The sequence below is a fragment of the Candidatus Ornithobacterium hominis genome (genome assembly GCF_900538215.1).
Lineage (GTDB): Bacteria > Bacteroidota > Bacteroidia > Flavobacteriales > Weeksellaceae > Ornithobacterium > Ornithobacterium hominis.
In genome coordinates, this window is sequence record NZ_UNSD01000002.1 from 365,429 (window position 1) to 385,267 (window position 19,839).

Below are 19,839 nucleotides of genomic sequence, written 5' to 3' on the forward strand. Positions count from 1 at the left end.
ATTTTCTAAGCCTTTAAAAAATCATAAAGATATTTTAGCAAGGGAGAAAGAAGTTTTGTATATTTAGGAAATTAATTGAAATATAAAAGTTAAACTAAAGAAATGGAGAATAAAAACTATTCAGTAGTCGTATTAGCTGGGGGGTTAGGGAGTCGCTACAACGGTCAAAAACAAGTAGATACCGTAGGCCCTAATGGTGAAGCTTTGATGGAATTTGCTTTTTATGATGCTTTGGAAAGCGGGGTAAACCACGTGGTGTTCATTATCAATGACCAAATCACAGAAGAGACTAAAGAATTATTACAAAAACCACTAAGAGAGCGTGGAATCAAAGTGGATTTCTGCGAACAGCGAATGCAAGATTTTGTGCCTGAAGAGTTCCAAGATTTAGTCCCCAAAAGACTAAAACCTTGGGGAACGGGGCACGCCGTTTTAGCCGCTTCAGAGGTTTTGCATCAGCCGTTTGTTGTGATGAATGCCGATGACTACTACGGGAAGCATACCTTTGAAATTGCTCATCAATTGGTGAAAGATAACAAAATAGACGAGTCTCATTACGCACTCATCAGCTTTGTGCTCAATAATACGCTGAGCGATAATGGAAGCGTTTCTCGTGGTGTGTGTAAAGTAGAAGATGGGAAATTGGTGAAAATCGATGAGCTTACTAAAATTGAGAAAAAAGAGGACGGTAAGATTTATTTTACTTCAGAAGAAACGGGAGAAGACTTTGAATTAGCGCCAGAATCTAAAGTTTCGATGAATTTTTGGGTGCTTCATCCATCGATTATTCAAAAATTACAAGAAGATTTCGATGCGTTCTTCAAGCGAATTGAAAACAAAGAAAAACAAGAATTTTATTTACCTAAACACATCGATCGTTTGATTCAAAAAGACGATGTGACCGTATGGGTAGAACAGAGCAATGCCGATTGGTTTGGAATGACTTACCCAGAAGACCGAGAAATCGTTGTAAATGAATTGAAAGAAAGAGCTGAAAAAGGAGAATATCCTGCACCGCTTTGGAAATAAAATGAAATGAAAATGAACGAAATTGTAAGCTCTTTTTTAGGAGATTCAAATTATCAGATAGAAGAAAATTTTTCAGGACATATTAATAATACCTTTTTCATCACCGATGAAAAAGGTCATTATGTCTTGCAAAAAATCAATACATCTATTTTTACTCAGCCTGAAGTTATCATTGAAAACATGATTGCTGTCGCCAATCATTTAGAGAAAAAAAATTATGACAAACCCATTATCAAACCTCTTAAAAATAAGGACGGTCAATACCTGACTTATCACAATGATGAGTGCTGGCGAATGATTCCTTTTTTTGAAGAAAGTCAAAATTTTATGACTGCCCTCAATGCTGAGCAAGCCGAAGCAGCAGCTGAGTGCTTGAGCGATTTCCATGCGCATACATATGATTTGGATGTGAATGATTTCCAAGAGCCGATTGTAGGGTTCATTAACTTCAAAAACCGATTGACAACTTTTCAAGAAGCTCTAGAAAATGCTTCACCCGAGCGAAAAGAAACCGCGAAAGAAGAAATCAAGTTTGTGCAAGATAATCAATCTTTTCTTGACGAATGGATTGCCTTGGTAGAAGAAAATGCGCTACCAGCAAGAATGATTCATGCCGACCCCAAAATCAGCAATTACCTCTTCAAAGAAGAGGATGAAATGCAAGCTTTGGCTCTGATAGACTGGGATACGCTGATGCCAGGAACAATTTTGTATGATTTTGGCGATATGGTGCGCTCATTTACCAACCAAAAAGAAGAAGACGACCCAACGTTAGGTAATGTTTTCTCATCTGAATATTACGAAGCGCTGAAAAAAGGATTTCTTGCTAATCTTTCAGACAAACTAGAAGCAGTTGAGTTAGAGAATTTAGACTTAGCAGCCAAAACCGTGATTTATGTGCAAGCCATGCGGTTTTTAACGGATTATCTCAATGGCGATGTGTACTATAAAACGCACCGGCCAAATCAAAATTTAGACCGCGCGAGAAATCAAATTCACTTGCTACAGGGACTGATGGGATTTTTAGGTTAAAAAAATCTAAGCCTTAAAAAAATTCCATTTTCAAATGCTGAAAATGGAATTTTTTTTCATAAAAACTTTTGGACTTGATTTAATTTTTTCTAAGGCTTAAAAAAAATTACAGCCATTTTTTCATTTTAAAATAAAAAAGAGGAGCAATCATTATTAATACAATAGATAATAAAGCAAGAGGGTAGCCAAATTCGTAATTAAGCTCTGGCATGTCTTGGAAGTTCATTCCATAAATTCCAGCAATCAAAGTTGGGGGAGCAAAAATCACGGTCATAATCGTAAAAACCTTCATGATTTTATTCTGTTCCATATCGACTAAACTTTGAAAAGAATCTTGCAAAAACTCCAGCCGGTGAAAATTAAATGCTGTGTGCTCCAGCAGTGAGCTTAAATCCTTCATCATGATGCGAATAGTGTCTTGATGCTCATTAGGGAAAATGCGGCTCTTGCTGATGGAAGAGAGCACTCGCTGAAGTTCCATTGAGCTCTCTCGGATGATCATGCTCTTATCTTGCATACTGGTAAGTTCTTTGAGCGTTTCACTATCTAGTATTTCATCTTTCACCAAAGAACGTGTAAGCTTAGAAATTTTATCAGTCACACGCTCAATATTATCTGCCAAAGCATCAATTCGTGTGTCTAAAATCATCAGAAACGCATGTTCTCCGCTAAAAGGGCGATTGATTCTCATACGGCGATAAGTTGCCCGAAAAGTCAAATATTCATTATCTCGCTCGGTAAATAAAATGCCATTTTTTAAGATAAAAGAAACGGCTTCTAGGTATTCATCATCATCTTTTCGGTACGTGAAATTCATATTGATACCAATCTCGTTTTCTTCCTCGATGTAGCGCGAACTGATTTCAATTTCCTCACTCTCTTGGTCTGTAAAAAGCTCAATTTTGAAGGCTTTTTCTACAAAAGCTTTTTCCTGTTCTGTTGGGTCAATCAAGTCTACCCATATCAAGTTATGGTCTTTAGGATTCGCCTCTTTTTTCTGAACCAGCTTATCGTTTTCTACCAGAAAATAAGTAATCATAGCAAATTAGAGTTGGTTTAATTGTTCTTCTAAATCTTCTTTTTTTATCAACCCCAAATGTCGCCAAACTTCTTCACTATTTTTGTACAAAATAAAAACAGGAACACCTCTCAGGTTCAACTTCTGCCCCAGCGTTTGGCTCTCATCTAAATCTATAGTTTGCACAAAAACATCTTGTTTATACTTCTCCTTTACTTCCTCTACAATTGGTTTCATCAAGCGGCAAGGTGCACACCATGTTGTGCTAAACTCTACCAATAATTTTTCATGATTTTTTTGAAGGCTTAAAAAATCTTCTACCGAAACGGCATTTCCTTCCTCCGCTGTATAATCCTCACTCACCACCACAGGCAGATTTTCATTTTGCCAGGCCATGATGCCGCCATCTAGCTCATAAACATCTTCAAAGCCATTCATACGGAGCGTCTCAGCAGCTTTTGAGCTTCGATTCCCCGATTTACAATACACAAAAAGAGGTTGATTTTTTTGAATTAAATCCATTTTATCCAAAAAATCATTAGCCAAGAAGTTAAGAGAACTCGCATTTTCTATATGCCCAGCCGCAAACTCTTGTGGCGTACGCACATCAATGATTAAGCCCTCTTGCTCAGAAATCTTTTGCTCAAAATCCTGTGGCGCCAGTAGCTGAGTTTTTGCAGCAGTAGCAGCGCTAGACGCATCCCTCATGTTTCCAGATTTATTTTGTGAGTCACATTGCGTGAAATGTAATAGTAAAAAGTTAACAATGAGTAGTTTAAAAATAATTTTCATAGAATTTTTTAAGCCTTTTAAAAAAATAAATATTTATTTTAGCTCCGCTAATGTAGGCAAAATTAATTATAAGCCTTGAAATTTTGAGAATCGGTGCAGCAAAAAATCATTAAAAGCCGTTTTCTTTATAAAAAATAATTCCCAAAAGAGCTATTCTCTAAAAACTAATTACTCAAAATACCTAACCCCATTACTAAATATATCCATAAATCCAGCATCGGGAATGTTTCTCAGCAAGCCATTGCGGTAGCGTTCAGCATGCCCCATTCGGCCGTAGATTTTCCCGCTCGGGTCTGTGATGCCTTCCACACCTTGGTAAGAGCCATTGGGGTTGTGTGGCATATCGAAAGAAATATTTCCTTCAAAATCAACATATTGTGTGGCGATTTGGTCTAAATTTTCTAAGCCTTTAAAAATTTCTGATTTTACGCTAAATCGACCTTCGCCGTGCGAAACAGGAATGCGGTAAATTTTATCCTTCATTCCACTGAGCCAAGGAGAGCGATCGCTTACCACCTTGACGTCAACCATCTGAGAAATGTGTCGTCCAATTTTGTTGTGTGCCAAGGTCGGAGAATTTTCATCTAAATCACGAATTTCTCCGTATGAAGCCAATCCAGATTTTATCAAGGCTTGGAAGCCATTGCAAATACCTAGAATCAATCCGTCGCGCGCCAAAAGTTGATGAATACTCTCTTTTATCATTTCATTTTTGAGCACAGAAACAATGAATTTTGCCGAGCCATCGGGTTCATCTCCAGAAGAAAAACCACCCGAGAAAACCAAAATTTGACTCTCATCAATGCTTTTTTTCATGAATTCAAGAGATTGATTCAATAAATTTTCATTTAAATTATTAAAGACAAAAGCGTTGGTTTTAGCTCCAGCTTCCAAAAAGACTTTCTCGGTATCATACTCACAATTTGTCCCAGAAAAAATTGGCAGCGAGACCTTGGGCAAAGCTCCATTTTTGATTTGAATATTTTTTTCTACAAAAGGTAAAATATTTTTTGGCGCAGAAGGCGAATGCTGGTAGTGTGTGGGGAACAAGTCCTCCATTGTCGAAAGCCAAGCCGATATCATCTCATTAATTTCAAAAGTTTCTTGATTTATCGTCAACTGAGCCTTCTCTTGCGTTTCCCCAATTTTTGTAAAGCCTTTTAAAAATTCAGTAGATTCTAAAATCAATCCGCCTAAATTTGGTGTCAGTAAATCGCCTTGGATGCTCACTTCAGCACCGATTTCGTTTCCAAAGCACATCTTGGCTAGCGCCACCGCAATGCCACCTTCTTTCACGATTTGTGCTGATACAATCTGCCCATCTTGGATGCCTTGATGAATTTGAGTATAAGCTTCTTTCAATTGATTGTAATTCGGCATTCCATCGGGCAAAATATCGTGTTTGAAATAATAAATGTGATGATTTTTCTCTTTAAATTCAGGGGAAATAATATTTTCAAGTTTGCCTACGCAAGCGGCAAAAGAAATCAAAGTCGGTGGTACATGAATATCTTGGAATGTCCCTGACATGCTGTCCTTCCCCCCAATTGCAGCAATTTCAAAATTCAATTGCGCATCAAGAGCACCCAAAAGCGAAGCCAAAGGCTTTCCCCATTTTTGGGCATCATTACCTAAACGCTCAAAGTATTCTTGAAAACTCAACCGAATGTTCTCAAAATTCCCTCCAGAAGCGACAATTTTGCTGACACTTTCTACCACGGCATAGGCGCCGCCCCAGAGCGTATTTTGTTCAGATAAATATGGGTCGTAGCCCCAGCTCGCCATCGAAACGGTATTGGTGTTTTTGTTCAAAACTGGAAAGGTATGAACGCTTGCTAAGGCTGGCGTCAGTTGGTTTTTGCCGCCCAGCGGCATTAGTGCAGTAGTTTGCCCCACAGTGCTATCAAATTTTTCAATTAAGCCTTTTTGCCCAGCGATATTTAAATTTTTTAAGGCTTTGAAAAATTGTTCTTTATTGAAGCTTTCTTTTTCAGTCACAGCGGGAGCTTCGATTTCTACGCTTGCATCATTGGATTTTCTGCATCCTGCCGTATCAAGAAAAGTTCGGTCAAGGTCAACTATTTTTTGATTTTTCCACTCGATGACCAAGCGATTTTTATCTGTCACCTCTCCCACGATAACGGCCAAAATATTCTCTTCTTGGCAAGCTTGGATAAATTCTTCTGCATCATCAGCATCTACGACGACTGCTATACGCTCTTGAGATTCAGAAATGGCAAGTTCCGTTCCGTTGAGACCTTGGTATTTCACAGGAAGTTTATCTAAATTCACATGAACACCATCGGCAATTTCGCCAATGGCCACAGAGACGCCACCTGCCCCAAAATCATTGGATTTTTTGATAAGTCGTGTGACTTCTGGTTTACGAAACAAGCGTTGAATTTTTCTTTCTTGCACAGGGTCGCCCTTCTGAACTTCTGAGCTCATTGTCTCGATGGCATCAATTTTTTGTGTTTTTGAAGAGCCTGTGGCTCCCCCGACTCCGTCTCTACCCGTTTTTCCACCCAAAACGATGATTAAATCCCCTGATTTTGGCTGAATTCTTTTGACGGCGTCCACTGGAGCCGCTCCTGCCACAAAACCAACTTCCATACGCTTGGCTTTGTAGCCGGGGTGGTAAATTTCAGCGATATGTGAAGTGGCTAAACCAATTTGGTTTCCGTAAGAAGAATAGCCGTTGGCCGCTTCTTGCGTGATTTTTCGTTGAGGCAACTTCCCAGGGAGTGTTTTTTCTACAGGTTCTAGCGGATTTGCAGCCCCCGTGAGTCGCATGGCTTGGTAAACGAAAGAACGCCCGCTCAGCGGGTCACGGATGGCCCCACCAACACAAGTAGATGCCCCGCCAAAAGGTTCAATCTCAGTAGGGTGATTGTGTGTTTCGTTTTTAAACAAAAAGTACCAAGGTTCCATTTTTCCGTTAACATCAATTTCAACTTCAATGGTGCAGGCATTGATTTCATCAGAAATAACTAAATCTTTCAATTTACCTTTTGAGTGAAGATATTTAGCGGCTATTGTGCCCAAATCCATCAGAGAAATAGGTTTGTGTTCTCGCTGCAGCTCTTTTCTTAAGGCTAAATAATGTTCGAATATTTTCTGTAGAGTCGCTTGAAAATGACCTTTGAATTCAATGTTTTTGAGCTCAGTAAGGAAAGTAGTGTGGCGACAATGGTCTGACCAATAGGTGTCTAGGACTTTTAGTTCAGTTTCGGTAGGATTTCTTTTTTCTTTTTTAAAGTAATCTTGAATGAAGGCTAAATCATCTAAGCCAAAGGAGAAACTATTATCTTTGAAATAATTTTCAAGTTGAATTTCATCAAATTCGATGAAGCCTTCTTCTGAAGAGACTTTGCTTGGCACTTGATGTGTGGGGGAATCTAGCAGAGTCATATCTTTTTGGCGAGTTTCTACTGTATTGATAAGGAAGCGCTTGTATTCAGATGCGTTTTCAGCAGTGAAATTTTTAAAGGCGTATAAAATAGCAGACTTCACCTTCACCGTATTGTTTCTTGTGATGAGTTGCACGGCCTGCTCGGCACTATCAGCACGTTGGTCAAATTGCCCTGGCAGTGGCTCCACAGCCAATGTCCACTGGTATGATGATAAATCGGGTTGCTGCTCGTGCAAAATATCCATCACGGGGTCAGCAAACACGGTGCTCTTGACTTTTGAGAATTCATCATCCGTCAGGTTAAAAATATCGTAAACAACAAAGGCTTTGACTTCCACCTCATGGCTTATCATGCGTAAGTCTTGTGTGGTGCTTTTGCTTAAATCATCGAAATCGGGGCGTTTCTGAATAAAAATGCGTCTATTCATAGAAAATTTATAAAGGCTCAAAAAATTTTCGTAAAGATATGAAAGATTTCATTTTTAAAACGAATGAAAATCATAACAGAAAAATTTTAAAGGCTTAAAAAATCTAATTTTATTTCAAAATTTTACTTATCTTAGTTTTTATGATGGAGTTTGTAGAGGGAAAAAAAGGACTAATTGATGAAGCTCTGCTGAAAGCTTACGGAGCGATAGAAATTTATTCTAAAAAAGACACATATTTATTTCGTCAGGCTGCAGTAGTGAAATATTATTTTCAGTTGGTGGAAGGAGAGGTAAACATTCATACCATTAGTGAAAGTGGAGACGTTTTCACCCACAGCCGTATTTTGCATACAGATAATAAAATCTTTGGCTGTGCAGCGATTTTCTATGCGCAAGTTTATCCTGCTTCGGCGATTTTGAGCAAGAATTCAAAGGTTTTAAAGATTTCTGTAGAAAATTTTGAGAAGTTGATAGCCGAAAATAATCAAGTAGCGAAATTAATTATTGAGAAATTATCTGAAAGACTGCTATTTAAGGCAAAAAGATTAGAGTCTATTGCTATGCAGGAGCCTGCACAACGGATTTTGGCTTTACTCAGACAAATTACAAAAGGAAGCAAGGAGTCTAAAAAAATTAACTTGACACGGCAGGAAATAGCAAATTTGACGGCATTGCGGGTGGAAACGGTAATTAGAACGATAAAAAAATTGGAGAAGGAGAAGAAATTAGAGATAAAAAACAGGAAAGTTTATTTTCCTTTTGCTCAAAATTAAGTAATTGTTATTATATTTAACATATTTTTATGAGCGTAATCATAAGTGTATTGTTAAAGTTAGCTATAATTTTGGGGGTCGAAAAAGGTTTATAAAAACTAAATAATATTAAAGGATGAAAAAAACGTATTTATTAGTAGCGATGAGCTTGATGGTTTTGTCTTGTGGTAAAAAAGAGACAAGTCCTGAGCAAGAAGTAGGAACTAATGCTCCGAGAGTTGAAGTTGAAGCTCCAGCAGAAGAAACTGCGGCGGTTTCTGATGATCCAATGCAAAATAAAGGAATAGGTCCAGTTTCAAGTGTTGAAATTCCTGCTGAAATCGACCAAGATATGGCCGCAAAAGGTAAGGCAACTTTTGAAACTAAATGTACTGCTTGCCACAAACCAGATGTTAAATTTATAGGACCTGCGCCTAAAGGCATTTTGGAAAGAAGATCGCCAGAATGGGTAATGAACATGATTTTGAATCCAGAGGAAATGATTCAAAAAGATCCTATTGCTAAGCAATTATTGGCTGAAGCTAATGGCGCTCCAATGGCAAACCAAAATTTAACAGAAGAAGAAGCTCGTCAAGTTTTGGAATATTTTAGAACAATTGAGTAACTTTACGCAAAATAAAGTTTTTTAAAATGAGTAAATTTTCAATTTTAAGCTTAGTCCTTTTCTTTGCGGCCTTTGTAGGTTGTAATAAAAAGGATAGCAAAAGTGGAGGGGCATTCTCTTCTAGCGTTGCTGAAAGAACTTATGTAGCTCCTGGCGAACATGATGAGTTTTATGCCTTCTTATCGGGTGGATTCAGTGGGCAGATGTCTGTTTATGGATTGCCATCAGGTAGATTATTAAAGGTGATTCCAGTGTTTTCTCAAGATGCAGAGAAAGGATGGGGGTATAATGAGGAAACAAAACCAATGTTAAACACATCGTTTGGATTTGTGCCTTGGGATGACTCTCACCACCCAGATTTATCGCAAACCAATGGTGAATTAGACGGGCGTTGGGCTTTCATTAATGGTAACAACACACCACGTGTAGCAAGAGTTAGTTTGGAAACTTTTGAAACAGAAGAGATTTTAGAAATTCCGTTCACAGCTGGTAATCACGCTTCTACTTTTGTGACAGAAAACACTGAGTATTTGGTGGGTGCAACACGTTTCTCTATTCCCATCAACGATAAAGATATGTCTATTGAAGAGTATAAATCAAACTTCAAAGGAGCTATCTCTTTCGTTTCTATTGACCAAGAACATGGGCATATGGATTTGGCTTTCCAAATTCACACACCAGGTTACAACTTTGATTTGTCTCACCCAGGGCGAGGGAAATCACATGGGTGGTTCTTCTTTACTACGTATAATACAGAGGAAGCTCATACTTTGTTAGAGGTTAATGCTTCACAAAATGATAAAGATTATATCGTAGCTGTAAACTGGAAAAAAGCAGAAGAATACATCAAAGAAGGTAAATTCACTGTTAAAAAAGCTGAATATGCCCACAATCTTTATGATGAAGAGACCCATACAGCTGTTTCTACTATGAAAAATGAGGTAAAAGTATTGGATAGCAATCTTCCGGGGTTGATGTATTTATTGCCAACACCTAAATCTCCACACGGGTGTGATGTAGACCCTTCTGGTGAATATATTGTAGGTAATGGTAAATTGGCTGCAGACCTTACAGTTCACTCGTTTGATAAAATGCTGAAAGCGATTGAGGCTAAGAAATTCGTGGGAGAATCTTATGGTATTCCAATCTTAGATTATGATGAAGTAGTGGCTGGCGTGGTGAAACAACCAGGTTTAGGCCCATTGCATACAGAGTTTGATGGTAAAGGAAATGCTTATACGACATTCTTCATTTCATCAGAGGTTGTAAAATGGAAATTGGGAACTTGGGAGGTCGTTGATAGACAACCAACTTTTTACTCGCCAGGTCACTTAATGATTCCTGGGGGGAACTCGCAAAAGCCTTTTGGTAAATATCTAATTGCGATGAATAAAATCACAAAGGACAGGTATTTGCCTACTGGTCCAGAGATGAACCATTCTGCACAATTATTCGATATTAGTGGTGAGAAAATGGAGCTATTGAGTGATTTCCCTACGATTGGCGAGCCACACTATGCAGCAGGTATTCCAAGTGAAAAAATAACAGGGAAGTCTAAAAAAATCTATAACATTTCAGATAACAAGCACCCTTATGCTACTACAGCAGCTAATCAGGCACGTGTAGAGAGAAAAGGAAATGATGTTCATATTTATATGACCATGATTAGGAGTAACTTTAGCCCAGACAATATTGAAGGTATTCGCTTGGGCGATACAGTTTACTTCCATGTAACTAATCTAGAACAGGATTTTGATGTACCACATGGATTCTCTATGATGGGGGCGAATAATGCAGAGATACTGGTAATGCCTGGGCAAACAGAGACTTTGGTATGGACGCCTAAAAAAGCTGGTGTATGGCCATTCTATTGTACAGATTTCTGCTCAGCTTTGCACCAAGAGATGCAAGGTTACATACGAGTTTCGCCACAAGGTTCAAACGTTCCATTGGCTTGGAGCTTGGGTGAACCTGTGAAAACTGCAGAGCAACATAGGTAGTAAGTAATTAGTTTTTTCATAAATATTTTTCTAAAGAAGGCAAAGGGTGAAATTCTTTGCCTTTTTATTTAACTTTAAAAACATGATTCATATGAAATCAAAAATTTTAATGGTATTAGGAAGTGCTTTGCTTTTGACATTGTTTGTTTTCCCACTTTGGAAAATTTCGCTTTCTGCTCCGCAATACCCTACAAGAGATCTAGGCATGTTGATTTACATTTATAAATTTGAAGATGATCAACCACATGACATCAAAAATATTGATATTCTAAATCATTACGTTGGTATGAAAGAAATTCCAGAAACAATTCCAGAGTTCAAAATTTTCCCAATTGTGATTTTAGTGATGTCTATAGCAGGAATTTTAATAGGAATTTTTAAAGAGAAAAACTGGTATTTAGGTTGGTTTATTGTCATGGCTTTATGTGCTGCTGCAGGAATGATAGATTTTTATCTTTGGGAACAAAATTATGGACATGAACTTAATCCAATGGCACCCATTAAAATATTAGATGACAATGGGAATATACTGGGTTTCAGTCCGCCCTTTATCGGATCTAAAAGGATTTTAAATATTGATGCGCATTCTTATCCAGCTTTAGGTGGAGTGTTTTTATTTATAGGAATGTTGCTTACCTTCGTAGCTTATTTAATTGCACCGAAAAAAAAATAATTATGAAATATTTAGCTTTATTAGTCAGTTTTTTGTTCATCGTTTCTTGTAACAAAGGACCGCAAGCCATTAATTATGGTTCTAAAAATTGTGATTTTTGTCAAATGACGATTGTTGACAATATCCACGCAGCACAACTAGTGACAGACAAAGGGAAAGTATATTCCTTTGATGATATGTCTTGTATGGTTCATTTTAAAGATGGAAATGATTACCAATACAGCCATGAAATGGTAAACTTTATTGAACAACCAGGAGAGTTGATTTCTGTGGAAGAGGCGTTTTTTGCACATTCTGAAGCGGTAGAAACACCAATGGGAGGAAATATTACCGCCTTCAAAACAGAAGCTGAAAGAAATCAATTTTTAGAGAAAAATGGCGGAAAAGCGATTACATCAGAAGAAGCATATGCCTTGCTTGGTGAGAACAGCGGAAGTCATGATTCTCATGGTCATCATCATCACAATCATTAAAAAATAATGTTCAAAAAAATATTTGTTCTTTTACTTTTATTATCCATTTTTGCTAAGGGAAGAGAAATCATAGTTTCTCCTGATGGTCAATTATCTAGCATTAAAAAAGCTTTAACCCAAGCGAATAATGGAGATGTTATAAAGTTAAAAAAAGGAGTATATAGAGAATATAATATTGAAATCACTAAATCTGTAAAAATTATAGGAGAATCAGGTGTAGTGATAGATGGTGAGAAGAAAGGGCAAATCATACACATCTTGGCAGATGGGGTAGAGTTACGCAATTTCACAGTGCAAAATGTAGGTTCAGATATTTCTACCATTTATGCCGCTGTGCGACTTTCCAGCTGCCAAGATTTTTTTATCAGTAATTTGGTGTTGAAAAATTTTTTGTATGGATTTTATCTATCACAAGTCGCTAATGGAACGCTTCAAAACAATCAACTCTACGGCGCTTCTTTGAATGATTATGATTCAGGGAGTGGCGTGCACTTTTGGAACGTGAAAAATGTGAAAGTTTTAAACAATGAAATCACAGGCTCACGCGACGGAATTTATATTGAACGTTCGGCAGATTGCATCATCAAAGGAAATCACAGCTACAAAAATATTCGCTATGGTTTACATTTTATGTTTTCTGACGGGAATAAGTACGTCAATAATGTTTTTGAAAATAATGCAACGGGCGTTGCCGTGATGTATTCCAATAAGATTAAAATGATAAATAATAGCTTCAAGCAAAGTTGGGGAGCTTCTGCCTATGGTTTGCTTTTGAAAGAAATTTCTGATGCCGAAATCACTGGAAATAAATTCTACAAAAACACTACTGGAATTCAAATTGAAGGAACCAATAGAATTAATTATAAAGGTAATCAGTTTGAAAGAAATGGATGGGCGCTGAAGGTGAAGGGTGCTTCTTATGATAATCATTTTATAAAAAATAACTTTATTAATAACAGCTTTGAACTTTCTTATAGAGGGGGGATAAACAATAATTCTTTTGAGCAAAATTATTGGAGTGATTACACGGGGTATGATTTGGATAAAGATGGATTCGGAGATGTGCCCCACCGCCCAGTGAAACTTTTCTCTTATTTGGTGAACGAAACACCAGAAGCCATCATACTTCTCAGGAGTTTATTCATCGATATTATCAATTTTTCAGAGAAAGTTTCGCCTGTTTTTACCCCAGATAATTTAGTTGATTCACAACCGAAAATGATACCCTACAAATGATAAAAGTAGAAAATATACATAAGGAATTTAAAAGACATAAAGTCCTGAAAGGCGTTGATTTCGAGGTAAACCCAGGGAAAGTTTACGCCATTTTAGGACCCAACGGCTCAGGAAAGACAACCATGATAAAGTCTATTTTGGGCATGGTACGCATAGATAACGGAGCGATTTATATTGATGGCGGAACCATCAAAAATTCGGCAGATTATAGAAAAAATATTGACTATTTACCACAAATTGCCAATTTCCCGTCTAATCTGAAGGTGAAAGAATTATTCAAAATGATTCAGAACATTCGTAATGTACAAGCGGATGCTACAGAATTGATTGATTTATTCAAACTCCAACCGTATCTGAATAAAAAATTAAACAATCTTTCGGGCGGGACAAAACAAAAAGTAAATTTGGTTTTAACTTTTATGTTTGATTCACCGATCATTATTTTAGATGAACCTACCAGCGGATTAGACCCTGTTGCAATGGTGAATTTGAAGAAATTAATCCTGAGAGAAAAGGCTAAAAACAAATTAATTTTGATGACATCGCACATCATTGGTTTTGTAGAAGAAATGGCAGATGATGTGATATTCTTATTGGAAGGCGTGATTTATTTCAAAGGTGAAATTCCTGCTTTGTTGGCCAAAACACAGCAGCATAGCTTAGAAAACGCTATTGCACATTTAATAACTCAAGAAAACAACGAAATTTAAACATAGAAAATATATGCTGAAAGTATTGAAATACAGTTTTTACGACCTGATGCGTAGCCGTTGGAGCTATGTTTACTTTGTTTTTTATTTAGCTTTGGGTTTTTTATTATTGTTTTTGAACAATGATTTATCTAGTGGAATCATCACGATTATGAATGTTATCATCATGCTTGTTCCGTTGATTTCCACCATTTTTGGTGTGATGTATTACTATGATTCTCGCGAATTTATAGAATTACTATTAGCACAGCCCATCAAGCGTTCCAACATATTTCTAGGTCAATATTTCGGATTAAGCTTGTCACTTACCATCAGTTTAGTTTTAGGATTAGGTATACCATTTTTAATTTACGGATTGGTAGACTCGACTGAAATCATGAACTTCATTTTGCTATTGGTCTCTGGGAGTTTCCTGACTTTGATTTTTACCGCATTTGCTTATTTAATAGCACTTTATAACGAAAATAAAATTAAAGGATTTGGCTATGCAATTATACTTTGGCTATTGATGTCTGTGATTTACGACGGAATCTTTTTACTCTCATTAGTCGTCTTCAAAGATTACCCACTAGAAAGCATAACTTTATCTGCAACCATGCTCAATCCCATAGATTTATGCAGGATTTTAGTCTTATTGCAATTAGATATCACAGCACTTTTGGGCTACACAGGAGCCGTGTTTAAAAGCTTTTTTGGCACATCAAAAGGCTTAATCCTCTCGTTGGCTACATTATTGATTTGGGTTGTAATTCCAGTGATTTGGATTAAAATTAAATCTGCTAAGAAAGATTTTTAAAAGCTTAAAAAATAATTGCTGTTAATGATTGATTTTTAGAATTATAAGATTATAATCTAGATAAAGTTATGATGATTTAATCTATTAAATTTTAAAAGGCTTAAAAAAACAAGATGATAATTGAAAAAAGCTCTTAAAAAAAGTATATATTTTTTTTGTGTCTGATTTGAAAAAACAATACAAGAACTTTCGATTAAGAAGAGGAAACCAAATTGTAGCTTATGCGCAAGAAAAATCAACGGGGGTTTCTTTTACGGGGAAATACTTGCTGTTTTGGCGTGCAGGAGAAGAAGGGTTTGATGAAATTGATGAAGCAACCTCAAGTTTAGACAAAATGAATCGTCGAATTTATGAGGGCGATATAGTACGCTATAAATCTAACTTCAAGCCGTTGTTTAGAGAAGCTGTTATTATCAAAAAAAGCAATGATTTTTTCTTGTTAGACTTAGACTTTTGGGCGGTGATTCCGTTGCACATAAATGGGCTCTCGTTGTTTCAAGCAGAGGCTTTGGAAATTATCTCTCATCAGTTCACACACCCAGATTTAAATCAAAAAATTAAATCTTGGAAAAAGGCATCAATCACATAAATAAAAAAAGAAATAATTACATTTGTAAATAATTATACTAAAACAAAAATTCATGAGTGGGATATTATCTGGTAAAAAAGGCATCATTTTCGGAGCATTAGATGAGAATTCAATTGCTTGGAAAACAGCTGTAAAAAGCCACGAAGAAGGCGCAGAATTTATCTTGACGAATGCACCAGTTGCGATGCGTTATGGCGAAATTCAAAAGTTAGCAGAACAGACCAATAGCGAAGTAGTACCTGCAGATGCAACCAGTCTAGAGGATTTAGATAATTTATTCAACGTAGCAATAGAAAAATTTGGAAAACTAGATTTTATTCTCCACTCTATCGGTATGAGTATCAACGTCAGAAAAGGGCAACACTATACCGACATGAACTACGATTGGACTCAGAAAGGTTGGGATATCTCTGCCGTTTCTTTTCACAAAGTTATGAAAACGGCTTGGGACAAAGATTGTATGAACCCATGGGGGAGTATTTTAGCTTTATCTTACATTGCAGCACAGCGTGTTTACCCAGGTTATAACGATATGGCTGATAATAAAGCTTACCTAGAGAGTATTGCTAGAAACTTTGGCTACTATTGGGGCAAAGAAAAGAAAGTACGTGTGAATACTATTTCTCAGTCTCCTACGCCTACGACAGCAGGAAAGGGCGTAAAAGGTTTTGGTGGATTTTTAGAAATTGCAGACGATGTTTCACCATTGGGGAACGCAACGGCAGAAGATTGTGCTTCACTTTGCGTGATGATGTTTAGCGACTATACAAAGAGAATGACCCTGCAAAACATCTACAACGATGGCGGCTATAGCAATACAGGAGTCTCAGATGAGCTAGTTAATAGCTATTTCGCTGGTAAAAAGTCAGAAGAAGAGTAATTCATGATAATTGGTTGCTAATAAATGGTGAACACTCTATCATTTATAAATATCTAAACACTAGAAGCATTGATAATGAATTGAAGTGACCTAACTGATTATATATGAATTAAAACAACTTATTGCCGATAAAAATTTTGAGTAATTAAAGTTTTATAACTAAATTTTATAAGCCTTAAAAAAAAATCTCCTGATAAAAAACAATCACTATTGACTAAAATCATAAATTTGCAGAATGGAGCCTAAAGTCAAAAACCTCATTATGGTAGGAGATCGCGTATTGGTAAAACCTGCTGAAAGCCCAGAGAAGACCAAATCAGGTTTATACCTTCCGCCCGGAGTCAAAGAAAACGAAAAAATATTAAAAGGCTACGTGATTGCCGTGGGGCCTGGCTATGCAATTCCCTCTATAGAACCCGAGGAAGATTGGAAGCCTGAGAGTCAAAAGACACGATACATTCCGCTCCAAGCTCAAGAGAACGACACCGTTTTATTTTTGCAAAACGCAACCCATAAAATTGTTTACCGAGAAGAAAAATACTTTATCGTCCCGCACAATGCCATCTTAATGATAGAACGAGATAGTAAGTTTTTTGAAAATGAACTTTAAAATTTAATTTGTATTTTTAAAAGCTTATTTAAATAAAAAAATTAAGCCTTAAAAAATCATTATGAAAATTTACCCGATCGAGTGCGGAAACTTTAAACTAGATGGAGGCGCCATGTTTGGTGTAGTACCCAAAAGCATTTGGCAAAAAACGAATCCTGCCGATGCCAATAATATGGTAGATATTGCCACGCGCTCTTGGCTGATAGAAGATGGCGAAAAGCTAATTTTAATCGATGCGGGAATGGGCAATAAGCAATCAGAAAAGTTTTTTGGTTACTATCATTTATGGGGTGATTTTAATTTAGATAAATCATTGGAAAATGTTGGTTTTCATCGCAATGATATAACTGATGTTTTTTTTACCCATCTTCATTTTGACCACTGTGGCGGAGCCATTCAACGAAAAAATAGAGGTAATGGATTTGAATCAGCTTTCAAAAATGCTCAATTTTGGTCTAACAAAGCTCACTGGAATTGGGCAATAAAACCTAATGCAAGAGAAAAAGCTTCTTTTCTGAAAGAGAATATTTTGCCTATTCAAGAAGAAGGGCAACTTAACTTCATCCCGACCAATCAGTCAGCGTATCGCAAATCGACAGAACTAGGCTTTGATGTTATCATAGTCGATGGCCACACCGATAAGCAGATGCTTCCAATCCTCAATTATAAAGGGGAAACATTGGTCTTTGCCGCAGATTTAATTCCCACAGCAGGGCATGTACCGTTGGCTTATGTGATGGGGTATGATACTCGCCCGCTGTTAACTTTGGAAGAGAAAAATGTATTTCTAAAAAAAGCGGTACAAAATAACTGGATTTTAGCCTTTGAGCATGATACGCAACACGAGCTTTGTACGCTCAAAGAAACGGAAAGAGGAATAAGAGTAGATGAAATTTTAACTTATGAGGAGGTTTTTGCGTAATTTTTTAAGCCTTATATTTTTATTTTTAGTAGTGAGCTGCGCCCAAAAAGGAAGCATCAGCGGAGGCGAAAAAGATGCAGAACCACCTGTGCTCATTTCTTCATCGCCAGATACGCTGAGCACAAACGTTCCTGTGGATTTAAAGGAAATAGTATTGAAATTTAATGAATTTGTATTGTTGAAAGATTTCATTAAAAACATTATCATTTCGCCGCCTATCGAGCCAACACCAACCTTTTATCCGCAAGGGACAGCCGATAAAAAAGTGAAAATCACTTTCAATGATTCACTGAAGCCGAACACGACCTACAACATCCATTTCGGGAAATCTTTAGTAGACAATAATGAAGGAAACATCAAAAAATACTTTAATTATGTTTTCTCTACAGGGAACTTTATTGATTCACTCAAGATAGAAGGCCAAGTTTTTGATCCAGCCCAAAAAAAAATTCCAGAAAATATCATCGTTGGCCTATACGAATGGGACGAGAAGTATACGGATAGCTTAATCCTTTCACAAAAACCTTACTATGTGGGGAAAGTGGATTCGCTAGGGAACTTCACGTTAAATCACCTGAAAGAGAGCGAATACAGACTCATTGCTTTTACAGATAAAGTTAATAATACCCGAGTAGATTTAGAAGAAGAAACCATGGCTTTTTACCCAAGGAAAATCAATCCTAAAAATACGAGCCAAGAAATTAAGTTAGAGCTTTTCCCCCCACGGAGCTACTTCCGTGTGAATGACGTTGTGCAAGATGGCTATGGTAAATTCAACTTTATAATGAGTGGCCAACCTGATGAGATAGAAATTTTGCCCATCAATCATGAATTTAAGACAGCTAAAATCATTCATAAACCGTTCTCAGATACGTTGCAATTTTGGTTTGACCCTGTGAAGGATACAATTGCTGATAAAAATAAACGCTTGACTTTTGCGGTAAATCATCATGAGAAGTCAGACACCATAAGAAGTAATCGCTACAATAATGGCGTTCAGCCTGCATTAACGCTCACTAGCAGCAGTGATGTTTTTGTGCCAGAAGATTATTTGAAAATCCGAAGCAATTACCCCATACAGCAAATAGAGTCGACTCTCATCAATTTGGTAGAAGATACAGTAAAAATAAGTTACAATATTCAGCAAAAAAATGATTTTGAATTTGATTTGAAATTTCCAATTCGATTTGAGAAAAATTACAAAGTAGAGCTTTTGCCTGGCGCCGTGACCGATTTTTTTGGGCAGGCAAATGATACAGTAAATTTAGGCATGAGAGTGGATAAAGAAAGAGCCTATGGCAATGTAAAGGTGATTTTGCAGAATAAACCTGATGTGCCAGTATGGGTACAATTGCTCAACAAAACAGGAAACGTGATTTTAAGTAAATATACAATAGAGAATGATGAAGTAGAGTTTAAGCGGCTGAAGCCAGGAAGTTACCGCTTAAAGATGATGGTGGATGAGAACGCTAATGGGCGGTGGGATACAGGTGACTTTTTTACGAACACTCAGCCAGAGCAGATTTATTTATATGCAGAAGAACTTGACGTCAAAGCTTTTTGGGATATAGAAGAAACTTGGATTTTGAATGGGGAAAACCAGAAAGGAGAGGAGATAGATTCACCCGAAAATAAAGATAAAACCAAGTCTGATGCCCCCGAAGAAGATGCGAAACTAAAAGAAATAAGCGACTCAACGATAGAAAGTAGTGCCCTGCCACCGATGCAAACAGATTGAAGAATAAAGAAAAATTTTTAAGCCTTACTTATTATAGAAAAAAATAATTATGCTGAAATTTTTTAAGCCTTAAAAAAAAATGAGAAGCATAAAAAACTTCCCATTTTTATTATATATAATTTTA

Annotated in this window: 18 protein-coding genes; 15 read left to right on the forward strand and 3 right to left on the reverse strand. The window is 36.9% G+C overall.

All coding sequences use genetic code 11. From position 1 onward, the window contains the following. Positions 1–102 precede the first annotated feature (102 nt). Positions 103–1,029 (forward strand): nucleotidyltransferase family protein, encoded by a 927-nt coding sequence (locus D5J18_RS01905; protein WP_119057324.1) that lies wholly within the window; start codon positions 103–105, stop codon positions 1,027–1,029. Between the two features lie 6 nt (positions 1,030–1,035). Continuing rightward, positions 1,036–2,061, forward strand: a complete 1,026-nt coding sequence (locus D5J18_RS01910) for a phosphotransferase enzyme family protein (protein WP_119057325.1) — start codon at positions 1,036–1,038, stop codon at positions 2,059–2,061. 106 nt (positions 2,062–2,167) lie between these two features. Here the strand turns inward: D5J18_RS01910 and corA are convergent, their stop codons facing one another. The 3 genes from corA to D5J18_RS01925 form a co-directional block, all read right to left on the reverse strand. After that, positions 2,168–3,100 (reverse strand): magnesium/cobalt transporter CorA, encoded by a 933-nt coding sequence (corA, locus tag D5J18_RS01915; RefSeq protein WP_119057326.1) that lies wholly within the window; start codon positions 3,098–3,100, stop codon positions 2,168–2,170. Between the two features lie 6 nt (positions 3,101–3,106). Further along, a complete protein-coding gene (locus D5J18_RS01920; protein ID WP_119057327.1) occupies positions 3,107–3,871 on the reverse strand; it encodes a rhodanese-like domain-containing protein in 765 nt (254 codons plus the stop codon). Between the two features lie 168 nt (positions 3,872–4,039). Next, entirely contained in the window at positions 4,040–7,711 is a 3,672-nt protein-coding gene (locus tag D5J18_RS01925; RefSeq protein ID WP_119057328.1) for a phosphoribosylformylglycinamidine synthase, read from the reverse strand. A 140-nt stretch (positions 7,712–7,851) separates the two neighbouring features. Between D5J18_RS01925 and D5J18_RS01930 the strand changes: the two genes are divergently transcribed. The 13 genes from D5J18_RS01930 (at position 7,852) to D5J18_RS01990 (ending at position 19,715) form a co-directional block, all read left to right on the forward strand. Further along, on the forward strand, positions 7,852–8,484 hold the full coding sequence (locus D5J18_RS01930; RefSeq protein WP_119057329.1) for a Crp/Fnr family transcriptional regulator: 633 nt from the start codon (positions 7,852–7,854) through the stop codon (positions 8,482–8,484). 142 nt (positions 8,485–8,626) lie between these two features. After that, positions 8,627–9,088, forward strand: a complete 462-nt coding sequence (locus tag D5J18_RS01935; RefSeq protein WP_311394700.1) for a c-type cytochrome — start codon at positions 8,627–8,629, stop codon at positions 9,086–9,088. A 26-nt stretch (positions 9,089–9,114) separates the two neighbouring features. Beyond that, positions 9,115–11,088, forward strand: coding sequence for a Sec-dependent nitrous-oxide reductase (gene nosZ / locus D5J18_RS01940; protein WP_119057331.1), 1,974 nt, complete (start codon positions 9,115–9,117; stop codon positions 11,086–11,088). A 109-nt stretch (positions 11,089–11,197) separates the two neighbouring features. Beyond that, on the forward strand, positions 11,198–11,761 hold the full coding sequence (locus D5J18_RS01945; RefSeq protein WP_245952909.1) for a hypothetical protein: 564 nt from the start codon (positions 11,198–11,200) through the stop codon (positions 11,759–11,761). A 2-nt stretch (positions 11,762–11,763) separates the two neighbouring features. Next, positions 11,764–12,234: a nitrous oxide reductase accessory protein NosL gene (locus D5J18_RS01950; RefSeq protein WP_119057332.1), complete on the forward strand. Its 471-nt coding sequence runs from the start codon at positions 11,764–11,766 to the stop codon at positions 12,232–12,234. 6 nt (positions 12,235–12,240) lie between these two features. Continuing rightward, on the forward strand, positions 12,241–13,470 hold the full coding sequence (locus D5J18_RS01955) for a nitrous oxide reductase family maturation protein NosD (RefSeq protein ID WP_119057333.1): 1,230 nt from the start codon (positions 12,241–12,243) through the stop codon (positions 13,468–13,470). After that, the gene (locus D5J18_RS01960; RefSeq protein ID WP_119057334.1) at positions 13,467–14,180 is read left to right on the forward strand and encodes an ABC transporter ATP-binding protein; all 714 of its coding nucleotides are present in this window, start codon (positions 13,467–13,469) and stop codon (positions 14,178–14,180) included. The genes D5J18_RS01955 and D5J18_RS01960 overlap by 4 nt, the downstream gene beginning before the upstream one ends. A 13-nt stretch (positions 14,181–14,193) precedes the next feature. Beyond that, positions 14,194–14,976 (forward strand): ABC transporter permease, encoded by a 783-nt coding sequence (locus D5J18_RS01965; RefSeq protein ID WP_119057335.1) that lies wholly within the window; start codon positions 14,194–14,196, stop codon positions 14,974–14,976. 157 nt (positions 14,977–15,133) lie between these two features. Next, positions 15,134–15,565: a hypothetical protein gene (locus tag D5J18_RS01970; RefSeq protein ID WP_119057336.1), complete on the forward strand. Its 432-nt coding sequence runs from the start codon at positions 15,134–15,136 to the stop codon at positions 15,563–15,565. A gap of 52 nt (positions 15,566–15,617) precedes the next feature. Next, positions 15,618–16,445, forward strand: a complete 828-nt coding sequence (locus D5J18_RS01975; protein ID WP_119057337.1) for an enoyl-ACP reductase FabI — start codon at positions 15,618–15,620, stop codon at positions 16,443–16,445. Between the two features lie 235 nt (positions 16,446–16,680). Continuing rightward, positions 16,681–17,055, forward strand: coding sequence for a co-chaperone GroES (locus D5J18_RS01980; RefSeq protein WP_119057338.1), 375 nt, complete (start codon positions 16,681–16,683; stop codon positions 17,053–17,055). Between the two features lie 61 nt (positions 17,056–17,116). Then, on the forward strand, positions 17,117–17,977 hold the full coding sequence (locus D5J18_RS01985) for an MBL fold metallo-hydrolase (RefSeq protein WP_119057339.1): 861 nt from the start codon (positions 17,117–17,119) through the stop codon (positions 17,975–17,977). Beyond that, complete coding sequence (locus D5J18_RS01990) at positions 17,958–19,715, forward strand: Ig-like domain-containing domain (RefSeq protein WP_119057340.1); 1,758 nt, start codon at positions 17,958–17,960, stop codon at positions 19,713–19,715. The genes D5J18_RS01985 and D5J18_RS01990 overlap by 20 nt, the downstream gene beginning before the upstream one ends. Positions 19,716–19,839 lie beyond the last annotated feature (124 nt).

Excerpts from the sequence above, each read along its gene's own strand:
- D5J18_RS01905 (WP_119057324.1), top strand. The coding sequence starts at position 103 with ATGGAGAATAAAAACTATTCAGTAGTCGTATTAGCTGGGGGGTTAGGG.
- D5J18_RS01910 (WP_119057325.1), top strand. The coding sequence starts at position 1,036 with ATGAAAATGAACGAAATTGTAAGCTCTTTTTTAGGAGATTCAAATTAT.
- corA (WP_119057326.1), bottom strand. The coding sequence starts at position 3,100 with ATGATTACTTATTTTCTGGTAGAAAACGATAAGCTGGTTCAGAAAAAA.
- D5J18_RS01920 (WP_119057327.1), bottom strand. The coding sequence starts at position 3,871 with ATGAAAATTATTTTTAAACTACTCATTGTTAACTTTTTACTATTACAT.
- D5J18_RS01925 (WP_119057328.1), bottom strand. The coding sequence starts at position 7,711 with ATGAATAGACGCATTTTTATTCAGAAACGCCCCGATTTCGATGATTTA.
- D5J18_RS01930 (WP_119057329.1), top strand. The coding sequence starts at position 7,852 with ATGATGGAGTTTGTAGAGGGAAAAAAAGGACTAATTGATGAAGCTCTG.
- D5J18_RS01935 (WP_311394700.1), top strand. The coding sequence starts at position 8,627 with ATGAGCTTGATGGTTTTGTCTTGTGGTAAAAAAGAGACAAGTCCTGAG.
- nosZ (WP_119057331.1), top strand. The coding sequence starts at position 9,115 with ATGAGTAAATTTTCAATTTTAAGCTTAGTCCTTTTCTTTGCGGCCTTT.
- D5J18_RS01945 (WP_245952909.1), top strand. The coding sequence starts at position 11,198 with ATGGTATTAGGAAGTGCTTTGCTTTTGACATTGTTTGTTTTCCCACTT.
- D5J18_RS01950 (WP_119057332.1), top strand. The coding sequence starts at position 11,764 with ATGAAATATTTAGCTTTATTAGTCAGTTTTTTGTTCATCGTTTCTTGT.
- D5J18_RS01955 (WP_119057333.1), top strand. The coding sequence starts at position 12,241 with ATGTTCAAAAAAATATTTGTTCTTTTACTTTTATTATCCATTTTTGCT.
- D5J18_RS01960 (WP_119057334.1), top strand. The coding sequence starts at position 13,467 with ATGATAAAAGTAGAAAATATACATAAGGAATTTAAAAGACATAAAGTC.
- D5J18_RS01965 (WP_119057335.1), top strand. The coding sequence starts at position 14,194 with ATGCTGAAAGTATTGAAATACAGTTTTTACGACCTGATGCGTAGCCGT.
- D5J18_RS01975 (WP_119057337.1), top strand. The coding sequence starts at position 15,618 with ATGAGTGGGATATTATCTGGTAAAAAAGGCATCATTTTCGGAGCATTA.
- D5J18_RS01980 (WP_119057338.1), top strand. The coding sequence starts at position 16,681 with ATGGAGCCTAAAGTCAAAAACCTCATTATGGTAGGAGATCGCGTATTG.
- D5J18_RS01985 (WP_119057339.1), top strand. The coding sequence starts at position 17,117 with ATGAAAATTTACCCGATCGAGTGCGGAAACTTTAAACTAGATGGAGGC.
- D5J18_RS01990 (WP_119057340.1), top strand. The coding sequence starts at position 17,958 with ATGAGGAGGTTTTTGCGTAATTTTTTAAGCCTTATATTTTTATTTTTA.